General features: G+C 58.0%; 8 protein-coding genes. 5 read left to right on the top strand and 3 right to left on the bottom strand.

Annotation, left to right across the window (positions count from 1 at the left end):
- Positions 1-47 precede the first annotated feature (47 nt).
- From KPHS_49430 to KPHS_49410, 3 genes are read left to right on the top strand one after another with little or no spacing between them, the layout of a single operon-like run.
- Positions 48-377, top strand: coding sequence for a thiosulfate sulfurtransferase (locus tag KPHS_49430; RefSeq protein ID YP_005229243.1), 330 nt, complete (start codon positions 48-50; stop codon positions 375-377).
- 50 nt (positions 378-427) lie between these two features.
- Entirely contained in the window at positions 428-1,258 is an 831-nt protein-coding gene (locus KPHS_49420; protein YP_005229242.1) for an intramembrane serine protease GlpG, read from the top strand.
- Positions 1,259-1,307: 49 nt separating this feature from the next.
- Positions 1,308-2,066 carry a DNA-binding transcriptional repressor GlpR gene (locus KPHS_49410; RefSeq protein ID YP_005229241.1) on the top strand — a complete coding sequence of 253 codons (759 nt, stop codon included), beginning with the start codon at positions 1,308-1,310 and terminating at the stop codon, positions 2,064-2,066.
- Between the two features lie 15 nt (positions 2,067-2,081).
- Here the strand turns inward: KPHS_49410 and KPHS_49400 are convergent, their stop codons facing one another.
- Positions 2,082-4,739 (bottom strand): transcriptional regulator, encoded by a 2,658-nt coding sequence (locus tag KPHS_49400; RefSeq protein ID YP_005229240.1) that lies wholly within the window; start codon positions 4,737-4,739, stop codon positions 2,082-2,084.
- Between the two features lie 672 nt (positions 4,740-5,411).
- On the opposite strand from KPHS_49400, the gene KPHS_49390 reads away from it, so the two are divergent.
- Together KPHS_49390 and KPHS_49380 are read left to right on the top strand one after the other, a co-directional pair.
- Entirely contained in the window at positions 5,412-7,802 is a 2,391-nt protein-coding gene (locus tag KPHS_49390; protein ID YP_005229239.1) for a glycogen phosphorylase, read from the top strand.
- Between the two features lie 10 nt (positions 7,803-7,812).
- Positions 7,813-9,906, top strand: coding sequence for a 4-alpha-glucanotransferase (locus KPHS_49380; RefSeq protein YP_005229238.1), 2,094 nt, complete (start codon positions 7,813-7,815; stop codon positions 9,904-9,906).
- Positions 9,907-10,008: 102 nt separating this feature from the next.
- Here the strand turns inward: KPHS_49380 and KPHS_49370 are convergent, their stop codons facing one another.
- Together KPHS_49370 and KPHS_49360 are read right to left on the bottom strand one after the other, a co-directional pair.
- Positions 10,009-11,325 (bottom strand): GntP family high-affinity gluconate permease, encoded by a 1,317-nt coding sequence (locus KPHS_49370; protein YP_005229237.1) that lies wholly within the window; start codon positions 11,323-11,325, stop codon positions 10,009-10,011.
- Positions 11,326-11,661: 336 nt separating this feature from the next.
- Entirely contained in the window at positions 11,662-12,237 is a 576-nt protein-coding gene (locus tag KPHS_49360) for a putative DNA uptake protein (RefSeq protein ID YP_005229236.1), read from the bottom strand.
- Positions 12,238-12,239 lie beyond the last annotated feature (2 nt).

The following is a 12,239-nucleotide window of genomic DNA, read 5'->3' as shown; positions in this document are numbered from 1 at the left end:
AAATTGGGCCGGCCATCGCCCGTCATGACGAGAAAGAGAAGAGAATCATGGAACAGTTTGAATGCATCAATGTTGAAGAAGCGCACCAGAAACTGCATCAGCAGACGGCGGTACTGGTCGATATCCGCGATCCGCAAAGCTATGCGATGGGTCATACGCCGGGCGCGTTTCATCTGACCAACGATACGCTGGGCGCGTTTATGCGTGACAACGACTTTGACACGGCGGTGATGGTGATGTGCTATCACGGCAACAGCAGCAAGGGCGCCGCGCAGTATCTGCTGCAGCAGGGGTTTGATAAGGTCTATAGCGTTGACGGCGGGTTCGACGCCTGGCATCGCCATTTCCCGGCGGAAGTGGCGCGCGGGACGTTTTAACGACTGGCAGGTATACTATCCCCCTTTGTGTGGAATAAGCGATTCGCTGCATGTTAATGATTACCTCTTTTGCCAACCCGCGGGTGGCCCAGGCGTTTGTCGATTATATGGCGACGCAGGGGATTATCCTGACCATCCAGCAGCATACCCAGAGCGACGTCTGGCTGGCTGATGAGAGTCAGGCCGGGCGCGTCAGGGCTGAGCTGGCGCGTTTTCTCGAAAACCCGGCGGACCCGCGCTATCTGGCGGCGAGCTGGCAGTCCGGACAGACCAATAGCGGGTTGCGCTATCAGCGCTTTCCTTTCTTTGCCACGCTGCGGCATAACGCCGGTCCGTTCACCTGGGCGATTCTGCTGATCTGCATCGCGGTGTTCATCCTGCAAAATCTGCTGGGCGATCAGCCGGTGATGATTTGGCTGGCCTGGCCCTACGATCCTTCGCTGCAGTTCGAAGCCTGGCGCTATTTCAGCCATGCTTTCATGCATTTCTCGCTGATGCATATTCTCTTCAACCTGCTATGGTGGTGGTATCTTGGCGGCGCGGTGGAAAAGCGCATCGGCAGCGGCAAGCTGGTGGTGATCACCGTCATCAGCGCTCTGCTGAGCGGCTTCGTGCAGCACCAGTTTAGCGGCCCGTGGTTTGGTGGCTTGTCGGGCGTGGTCTACGCGCTGATGGGCTACGTCTGGCTGCGGGGCGAGCGCGATCCGCAGAGCGGTATTTATCTGCAGCGCGGGTTGATACTCTTCTCTTTAGTGTGGTTAATTGCTGGCTGGTTTGACGTTTTCGGCATGGCGATCGCCAACGGCGCGCACGTGGCTGGTCTGGCGACCGGCCTGGCGATGGCGTTTGTTGATACCTTACATGGGCGAAAACGCGCATAAAGACTTACCGACAGGGGTCGGGTAGGCGACATTTTTCCAGGGATATTTCATGAAACAAACACAACGTCATGACGCCATTATCGAGCTGGTAAAAAAACAGGGTTACGTCAGCACGGAAGAGCTGGTTGAGCAGTTCGCGGTAAGCCCGCAGACCATCCGCCGCGACCTGAACGATTTAGCCGAACAGAAAATGATCCTCCGCCATCACGGCGGCGCGGCGCTGCCCTCCAGCTCGGTCAACACCTCCTGGCACGATCGCAAAGCGACCCAGACGGCGGAGAAAGAGCGTATCGCCCGGCGGGTGGCCAGCGAGATCCCGGACGGGGCGACGCTGTTTATTGATATCGGCACCACGCCGGAAGCGGTGGCGCACGCCCTGCTCGATCACAACGATCTGCGGATTGTGACCAATAACCTTAACGTCGCCAACACGCTGATGGTGAAAGAGGACTTCCGTATTATTCTCGCCGGCGGCGAACTGCGTAGCCGGGACGGCGGGATCATCGGGGAAGCCACCCTCGACTTTATCTCGCAGTTCCGCCTCGACTTCGGCATTCTCGGCATCAGCGGCGTAGACAGCGATGGCTCGCTGCTGGAGTTTGATTATCATGAAGTGCGCACCAAGCGGGCGATCATTGAGAATTCACGCCACGTGATGCTGGTGGTGGACCATACCAAGTTTGGCCGCAATGCGATGGTCAACATGGGCAGCATCAGTATGGTCGATGCGGTCTATACCGACGTGCTGCCGCCGGCCGGCGTGCTGAAGGTGATCACTGATAACAACCTTCAGCTGGAGCTGTGCTAAACGGCAACGGCGTCGTCAGACGCCGTATCCCATCATCTTAAGCAACTGCTGGGCATGCTGTACCGCGTCCTGCCGGTGGGCGACGCCCAGTTTCTGATACAGGTTGCGAATGTGGGTCTTGATGGTGGTGGCCGCCACGTCAAGCTCGCCGGCAATCTGCTCGTTGCTGTAACCGGAATAGATTAAGCCAAGCACCTGCCACTCGCGCTGGGTCAGCGGGCTGGTGCGGATAAGCTCCGGCACCTCCGGATGATTCAGCAGTCGCTCGACGAACCCTTCGTCAAAGTGGGCGAATTTGTGGCGATGATGCTGGTTGATGTCGCGCAGAATACGCTGGGCGCGATGCTGCTCCAGCTCCGGCAACGTGTTCAACTGGATCAGCTGGCGCAGCTGCTGGGCCATCGCCTCGCCTTCAATCACAAAGTGGTTGATAAAACCGGTGCGGTTGGCGAGCGTCAGGGCTTCCAGCAGGGCTTTCTGCGCTTCGCTCTTGCGTCCTGACTGCCAGTACAGCTGGTTGAGCAGCAGCAGGTTGCGGTTGAGATCGCTCATCAAACGCAGCGAACGCGCATTTTCGTTCAGCTCTTCCAGCACCATTTCCGCCGGTTCGAAGTCGCCCAGCAGGATCTGCGCCCGGGCAATGTTGCGCCACTGGCTCTGCAGGAAGTGGTTGTTGGCGAACTCCGGCTTTGGCGTCTGGCGCAGCCAGTTGGCCGCCGCGGTTTTATCACCGGTCATCTGCCAGTAGATCACTCGCACCTTATCGGCGTTGGAGACCCAGTCGCTGTGATAGTGACCATTACCGAGCAGGTTTTCCAGCCGGTTCAGGTGGCTGCGGGCATTATCCAGATCGCCGCGCGCCAGTGAGCACTGGACCATCAGCGCCAGGCACTGCAGCTGCTGCTGCGGCTGATAGGTGGATAGCACGTCCATCCCCTGGCGGGCGCAAGCTTCAGCCTCGTCGAGGCGCGCCCATGCCCACAGCAGCTGAGAACGGATGCGCAGCAGGAACTCATGCATCGGCAACTGCTCAAGATGCTGTTCGCGTACCAGCTGGAAGGCTTTCTCCTGGCTCTCCCAGGCGGCCTGCAGGAAGCCCTGGGCGAAGAGGATTTCGCTTTGCTGAATGATGCTCCACAGGGCGTAATGCCATACGTCATGACGGCGGGCCATCTGTTCGGTCTGCTGCATCACGGCGAGGGATTTGGTCAGCTTTCCCTTACAATGGAGAACTTCGCCATGCACCGATGTGGCGACGATGCGGCTGTAATAGTTGGCCAGCGGCAGCTCTTCCAGGGCCACCATTGACAGACGTTCCGCCTCGTCCTGGTCGCCATCGTTAATCGCCACCTGCGCGCGCAGCGCGTTGAAGTCGCCATGCATCGCGGTGTCCATTTCCACACTCATCTCCTGCTCGGCGCGCGCCAGCAGGGTATTGACTTCGCTGTAGCGATGCTGGCTCTGCATCAGCCAGGCCTGGAGCAGGATCAGGCGCGGATTTTCCAGCAGATTGGACCATGGCAGCGCCGCCAGCGACTGCTCCAGTAGCCCCAGCTCGCTATGGTTAAACATGCCCCAGGCATGATTGAGCAAGATATCGCGCAGCATTTTGGCATCGCCGGCCGCCAGCGCATGGTGGATGGCCTCGCTGGGGAAACCTTGCGCCATCCAGCTTTCCGCGGCGGCGCGGTGGATCTCCGGTAGTTCAACCGCCAGCTCCCACTGACAGCGCTGGCGCAGGAAGCTGCCAAACAGCGGGTGATAGCGGAACCATTCGCCGGAATCATCCATCCGCTGCAGGAACAGCCCCTGGCGTTCGATCTCCTCCAGCTGCATCTGGCCATTCTCTTCGCCGGTGACGCGCACGATTAACGCGTCGTTCATTGAGCGCAGCAGAGAACTCTTCAGCAAAAAGTTGCGCGTGCGGGCGTCAACGTTATCCAGCACTTCATCCACCAGATAATCCGACAGATGGCTGGCGTTAATCCCGGCGAGGCGGCGGGCGGAGTGTTGGGCGGAGGAGTTATTCTGGCGGGCGGAGAGGGCGATGAGTTGTAGCGCGGTGGCCCACCCGGCGACATCGTCGCACAGCCGGCTACTGTCGTCGGCTTCGATAGGCGATGTCAGACGACAGTCGAAAAATTGTTTCGCCTCCTGGTGGGTAAAGGCCAGCTGCTGACTGCCAATCTCCAGAAGCTGATCGCGGACGCGCAGATTGGCAATGCCCAGCTGCGGCAGGTTACGCGACAGGACCACCAGGGTCATATTCTCCGGCTGATGGCGCAGGAAAAAGCGCATCGCGTCATGGATCACCGGATTATTGATCAGATGGTAATCATCAATGACGAGATACAGCGGGCGCTGCCAGTCGGCAAGTTCAATAAACAGCTGCGCAAAAAGAGAGGAGAGACTGGCGTACTGGCGTTTTTGCACCATCGCTTCACTGGCCGCGCAGTGGTTGCCGGTAGCCTGCTGAATCGCCGCGATCAGATAGCTGGCAAAACGCTCCTGCTGGTTGTCGCCTTCGTCCAGCGAAAACCACCCAAGATCGTTTTTACCCGCGGCCCACTGAGAAATGAGCGTTGTCTTACCGTACCCGGCAGGACTGGTGATCAGCACGAGACGATAATTGTTCGCGCCGGAAAGTTTCGCCAGTAAGCGCTCACGAACCACAGTGTGTTCAAGGCGGACCGGACGACTTAATTTGGACGGAATCAACATAGTTCTACATTTCGCTGTGCAAGAGAGAGGTTGCGATTTTTTTTGCGCTTCGTAATTAATATCTAATAAGGTCGGTGATTATGAAATTTATTGCAAGTTATGTCCGAAGTTTATGCTCTTGAATTTGCTCTATGTCACAAATTTTGACATTGGCTGAGAATGGGAAAAAATCGCAGGCAGGACTGGTCGGCCGCGGTTTTCAGGCGGTAGCTGGCGGAGTGTGGGTGGATTTATTTTACGCTAAGAGTAGTTGTTTGTTTTTATTAAATTATTGTCAGCGATTTCTTAGAAGTAATCTTTTTTGCGGGTCAATGCGATGAAAGGTGCTTATTTCTTCAGGGGCCTCTATTTATTTTGTTAATAACGTGGCGAGGAACTGGAAGATTTTTTACGCGTATTGGCCTGTAACAAATTTTTAGCTACCGGAGGTAACCTCTCAATTGTCATATCGCGGTGATTTTTACAGCATATTTTTGCCTTCTCGCCCACACTATAGTGTTCAGGATCACACTTTTCGCTCATCCCCGCCACTCCTCCCTGTCTAATCCCCGTCAGGATGAGGACGATGAATCGGGAGGTCGGCACACTAGCGCCATCGTTTTAGTAAAGGACCCGGATCTCATTATGTCACAGACTACATTTAACAAAGCTCAGTTTCAGGCTGCACTGACGCGTCAGTGGCAGCATTTTGGTTTACAGTCCGCTTCCGAGATGACACAGCGTCAATGGTGGCGCGCAGTCAGCGGAGCGTTGGCGGAACTCCTGGCGGCGCAGCCGGTAGCGAAACCGGCGCAAGGACAGCGTCACGTTAACTACATCTCAATGGAGTTTCTGATTGGTCGTCTGACCGGCAACAACCTGCTCAACCTGGGCTGGTACGAGGGCGTCAGCGACGCGCTGAAAGGCTACGATGTCAACCTCACCGATCTGCTGGAAGAAGAGACTGACCCGGCGCTGGGTAACGGTGGCCTGGGACGTCTGGCAGCCTGCTTCCTCGACTCCATGGCGACGGTGGGGCAGTCGGCGACCGGTTACGGTCTCAACTACCAGTATGGCCTGTTCCGCCAGTCATTTGACGATGGCCAGCAGATGGAAGCCCCTGACGACTGGGGGCGCAGCAGCTACCCGTGGTTCCGTCATAACGAAGCGCTGGATGTCCAGGTAGGTATCGGCGGGAAAGTCAGCAAAAACGGCGAATGGCAGCCGGCGTTCGTCATTACCGGCGAAGCCTGGGACCTGCCGGTGCTTGGCTATCGCAACAACGTCGCCCAGCCGCTGCGTCTGTGGCAGGCCAAACACGCTCATCCGTTCAACCTGACCAAATTCAACGATGGCGATTTCCTGCGCGCCGAGCAGCAGGGCATCGACGCGGAAAAACTGACCAAGGTGCTGTACCCGAACGACAACCATCAGGCCGGTAAAAAACTGCGCCTGATGCAGCAGTACTTCCAGTGCGCCTGCTCAGTGGCCGATATCCTGCGCCGTCATCATCTGGCAGGCCGCAAGCTGGCCGAACTGGCGGATTACGAAGTGATCCAGCTGAACGATACGCACCCGACCATCGCCATCCCGGAGCTGCTGCGCGTGCTGATCGACGAGCACCAGCTGAGCTGGGACGACGCCTGGGCGATCACCAGCAAAACCTTTGCTTACACCAACCACACCCTGATGCCGGAAGCGTTGGAATGCTGGGATGAGAAGCTGGTAAAAGCGCTGCTGCCGCGCCATATGCAGATCATTAAAGAGATCAACGACCGCTTTAAACAGCTGGTGGACAAAACCTGGCCGGGCGATAAGCAGGTCTGGGCGAAGCTGGCGGTGGTGCATGACAAACAGGTTCGGATGGCCAACATGTGCGTGGTGGGCGGCTTTGCTGTCAACGGCGTGGCGGCGCTGCACTCGGATCTGGTGGTAAAAGATCTGTTCCCGGAATATAACCAGCTGTGGCCGAACAAATTCCATAACGTGACCAACGGCATCACGCCGCGCCGCTGGATCAAGCAGTGCAACCCGGCGCTGGCCTCGCTGCTGGATGAGACGCTGAAAAAAGAGTGGGCCAATGACCTCGACCAGCTGATCAACCTGGAAAAATATGCTGACGATGCGGCGTTCCGTCAGACTTATCGCGATATCAAGCAGGCCAACAAAGTTCATCTGGCTGAGTTTGTGAAGCAGCGTACCGGGATTGAGATCAACCCGCAGGCGATCTTCGATATCCAGATCAAACGTCTGCACGAGTATAAGCGTCAGCACCTTAACCTGCTGCATATCCTTGCGCTGTACAAAGAGATCCGCGAAAACCCGCAGTCCGACCGCGTACCGCGCGTCTTCCTGTTCGGCGCGAAAGCGGCGCCGGGCTACTATCTGGCGAAAAACATTATTTTTGCCATCAATAAGGTAGCGGAAGCGATCAACAACGACCCGAAAGTCGGCGATAAGCTGAAGGTGGTCTTCCTGCCGGACTATTGTGTATCGGCAGCAGAAAAACTGATCCCGGCGGCGGATATCTCCGAGCAGATCTCCACCGCGGGTAAAGAAGCCTCTGGCACCGGCAACATGAAGCTGGCGCTGAACGGCGCGCTGACCGTCGGGACGCTGGATGGCGCTAACGTGGAAATCGCTGAGCAGGTGGGTGAGGAGAACATCTTTATCTTCGGCCACACGGTTGAAGAGGTGAAAGCCCTGAAAGCGAAAGGCTACGATCCGCTGAAATGGCGTAAAAAAGACAAGCTGCTCGATGCGGTGCTTAAGGAGCTGGAGAACGGCACCTACAGCAACGGCGACAAGCATGCCTTCGATCAGATGCTGCACAGCCTGCTGCAGGGCGGCGATCCGTACCTGGTGCTGGCCGATTTCGAAGCCTACGTAGCGGCGCAAAAACGGGTAGATGAGCTGTATCGCGACGAGGAGGCCTGGACCCGCGCGGCTATCCTCAACACCGCGCGCTGCGGCATGTTCAGCTCCGACCGCTCGATCCGCGATTATCAGCAACGTATCTGGCAGGCGAAACGCTAAAGGAAGGCCTATGGAGAGTAAACGCCTCGATAATGCCGCGCTGGCGGCGGGCATCAGCCCCAGCTATATCAACGCGCACGGCAAGCCGCAGTCTATCGCGGCTGTCACCAAACAGCGCCTGCTGGATGCGATGCATCGCTCTACCGCCGCCACGAAAGTGGCGGTTAACCCGCTGCCGAACGTGAAAATTTTCACTCACGGCAAAAAAATGTCGCTGCCGGTGGCAGGACGCGGTGAGTATCAGTGGATCCTGACTACTGAGGACGGTAAGCAGTATCAAGGGAAAACCCGCGGCGGCGAGACGCTGCCGCTGCCGGCCAAACTGCCGGAGGGGTACCACTCCCTGACCCTCACCCAGGAGGGGGAGCGCTGGCACTGCCGAACTATCGTCGCGCCAGCGCGCTGCTATGAGCCGCAGCCGCTGAAAGAGGGGAAAAAGCTGTGGGGCACCTGCGTGCAGCTGTATACCCTGCGCTCAGAGAAAAACTGGGGGATCGGCGATTTTGGCGATCTGCGGGCCATGCTGCCGGAAATCGCCCGCCGCGGCGGGTCGTTTATTGGCCTTAACCCGATTCATGCCCTCTATCCGGCGAACCCGGAGAGCGCCAGCCCCTATAGCCCGTCTTCACGTCGCTGGCTGAACGTTATTTATATCGACGTCAACGCGGTTGAAGATTTCCAGCGTAGCGAAGAGGCGCAGGCGTGGTGGCAGTCTCCGGCAACGCAGCAGGCACTGCAGGCGGCGCGGGAAACGGACGATGTGGATTATACCGCCGTCACTACGCTGAAAATGACCGCGCTGCGTATGGCGTGGAAACAATTCTCTCGTCGTGAAGATGAGCAGATGACAGCGTTCCGCGAGTTTGTTCTGCGCGAAGGGGAAAGCCTCTACTGGCAGGCGGCTTTCGATGCGCTGCACGCCTGGCAGGTACAACAGGACCCGCTGCGCTGGGGCTGGCCGGCCTGGCCGAAGGCCTTTCAGGATATCGACAGCCCGGAAGTGAAAGCCTTCTGCGTTGAGCATGAGGATGACGTCAGTTTCTATCTTTGGCTGCAGTGGCTGGCCTGGAGTCAGTTTGCCGCCTGCTGGGAAACCAGCCAGCGTGACGGCATGCCGATCGGCCTCTACCGCGACCTGGCGGTGGGCGTCGCCGAGGGCGGGTCGGAAACCTGGTGCGATCGTGAACTGTACTGCCTGAAAGCATCCGTAGGCGCGCCGCCGGATATTCTGGGCCCGCTGGGCCAGAACTGGGGCCTGCCGCCGATGGATCCGCATATCATTGCCGCCCGCGCCTATGAGCCGTTTATCGACCTGCTGCGCGCTAATATGCAGAACTGCGGCGCGTTGCGCATCGATCACGTGATGTCTGTGCTGCGTCTGTGGTGGATCCCGTATGGTGAAACCGCCGACCATGGCGCTTACGTTCAGTATCCGGTCGACGATCTGCTGTCGCTTCTGGCGCTGGAAAGCCAGCGTCATCGCTGCATGGTGATCGGTGAAGATCTGGGCACGGTACCGGTGGAGATCGTCAGCAAGTTACGCAACAGCGGCGTCTATTCTTATAAGGTGCTCTATTTTGAGAGTGATGCAGAGAAAACGTTCCGCGCGCCGGCGCTGTACCCGGAGCAATCAATGGCTGTGGCGACGACGCACGACCTGCCCACTCTCCGCGGCTACTGGGAAAGCGGCGATCTGACGTTAGGTAAAGCGCTGGGCCTCTATCCTGATGAGGTGGTGCTGCGCGGACTGTACCAGGACCGCGAGCTGGCGAAACAAGGACTGCTGGACGCGCTGCATAAGTACGGCTGTCTGCCCAAGCGCGCCGGCCATAAGGCCTCGCTGATGAGCATGACGGGGATCCTCAACCGGGGGATGCAGCGTTATATTGCCGACAGCAACAGCGCCCTGCTGGGCCTGCAGCCGGAAGACTGGCTGGAGATGGCGACGCCGGTTAACATTCCGGGCACCAGCACCGAGTACCCGAACTGGCGCCGGAAGCTGTCCGTCACCCTGGAGCAGATGTTTGCCGATGAACGGGTCAATAAGCTGATTAAGGATCTGGATAAACGGCGCAAGGCCGCGAGCAAGAAAGCCGCCTCCTGATAACTTCCTGCCGCGCGCTCCTCTGCGCGGCGAAGAGCATGTCCGATAAAAAAGGCCGGCCCGCTTCACGCGGACCGGCCTTTTTCTGTGGCGGGAGTGACCTTACACCACCATCCCCAGCAGCAGACAGCCCACCAGGCCGCAGACTGAGATAATGGTTTCCAGCACCGACCAGGACTTGATGGTCTCGCCGATGGTCAGGTTAAAGTACTCTTTGAACAGCCAGAAGCCCGGATCGTTGACGTGGGAGAAGATAACGCTGCCGGAGCCAACGGCGATAACCATCAGCTCCGGGCTGACGCCGGTGGTGGCGATCAGCGGCGCGGCGATCCCGCCCGCGGTGATGGCGGCCACGGTCGCCGAACCCAGCGCGATACGCAGCACCGCGGCGATAGACCACGCCATAAACAGCGGAGACATGTTCGATTCGTGCATGATAGAGGCGATGTATTTATCCATGCCGCTATCCACCAGCACCTGCTTGAAGGCACCGCCGCCGCCGATAATCAACAGCATCATGGCGATGATTTTAATCGAAGAGGTCAGGGTATCGTTGATCTGCTCCATGGAGCGGCCGCGGTTCAAACCGAAGGTGAACAGGGCAATCAGTACCGCAATCAGGGTGGCCATCACCGGGTCGCCGAAGAACTCGGCAATTGGCAGGAAGGCGTGGCCTTTCGGCAGGATCATCTCAGCCACGGCGCGCATCGCCATCAGGATCACCGGAACCAGCGAGGTCCAGACGCTGACGCCAAAGCCTGGCATCTCTTCTTCAGTGAACACTTTCGGGTTATGCAGGCCTTCCGGGATCGGCTTATCTATCCCTTTCAGGAAGCGCGCAAACACCGGTCCCGCCAGGATAACCGTCGGGATAGCCAGAATGGTGCCGTAGAGCAGCGTTTTGCCCATATCGGCATGGAAGATGGTGGCGATCGCGGTCGGACCCGGATGCGGCGGCAGGAAGCCGTGGGTGACGGAGAGCGCGGCTGCCATCGGTACGCCGACGTACAGCAACGGAATACGGGCCGAGGCGGCGATGGTGAACACCAGCGGCAGCATCAGCACGAAGCCCACTTCATAGAACAGGGCGAAGCCAACGGTGAAGCCGGTCAGGACCACCGCCCACTGAATATGCTTCTTACCGAACTTATTGATAAGCGTGGTGGCGATACGCTGGGCGCCGCCGCAGTCTGCCAGCAGCTTACCGAGCATAGCGCCGAAGCCCATGATCAGCGCGAGGCTGCCAAGGGTGCCGCCAACGCCGTTTTTGATGGAGACTATCACTTTATCCAGTGGCATACCCTGCATTAATCCGACGGCGAGCGCCACCAGAACCAGCGCAATGAAGCCGTTCATTTTGAAACGGATCATTAACAGCAACAACAGGGCAACCCCGATAGCAACGATGACTAATGGCATGATTTACCTGGCCTTAATTTGTTATGGGTAACGTCAAAGTTCGAACCTGTAGAGCATCCGCTCCGTCAGGGAGCAAAATAGTCTGGCACCGTAAACGCTTGCATTATCCTTACCCAGAGAAAGGATAGCTGGCTATTTTTTTGCCGGTGGCGCCTGAAGTGGATGATACGGGTAACATGTGAGGGTTGAGAATCACCTGACGGGGGAAAATGTTAAATATGAGACTTAAGTCATACTCTTTCCCCGGTTTTTGCCGGTCATTTAGCGGGAGATGTTGCGCGGTAACACAGAAAGGGCCAGGGAGGACCGGCGGCAGGGTGCCGCCGGGGGAAGGGCTTAGTAGTAGGAGTGCTCGCCGCGCTGGTGCTCGGTCAGATCGCGAACCCCTTTCAGCTCCGGAAACTCGTTCAGCAGCTGTTTTTCAATACCTTCTTTCAGGGTCACGTCGACCATCGAGCAGCCGTTGCATCCGCCGCCGAACTGCAGGATAGCCAGACCGTCGTCGGTGATCTCCATCAGCGATACGCGGCCGCCGTGGCCTGCCAGCTGCGGGTTAATCTGCGACTGCAGCAGGTACTCGACGCGCTCCATCAGCGGGGCATCGTCAGAGACTTTGCGCATTTTGGCGTTCGGCGCTTTCAGCGTCAGCTGCGAGCCGAGCTGGTCAGTGACGAAATCAATTTCAGCGTCTTCCAGATAGGGCGCGCTGAGCTCATCGACATAGGCGGTCAGCTGTTCAAATTTCAGCGCCGTGTCGGTGTCTTCCACCGCATCCGGTGGGCAGTAGGATACGCCGCACTCAGCGTTTGGGGTGCCGGGATTAATCACAAATACGCGAATTTGCGTCCCTTCTTCCTGATTTGCCAGCAGTTTGGCAAAGTGCGCTTGTGCAGCATCGGAAATACGGATCATAG

Source organism: Klebsiella pneumoniae subsp. pneumoniae HS11286, from assembly GCF_000240185.1.
Taxonomy (GTDB): Bacteria; Pseudomonadota; Gammaproteobacteria; order Enterobacterales; family Enterobacteriaceae; genus Klebsiella; species Klebsiella pneumoniae.
This window is presented reverse-complemented; position numbering and strand designations above follow the sequence as displayed.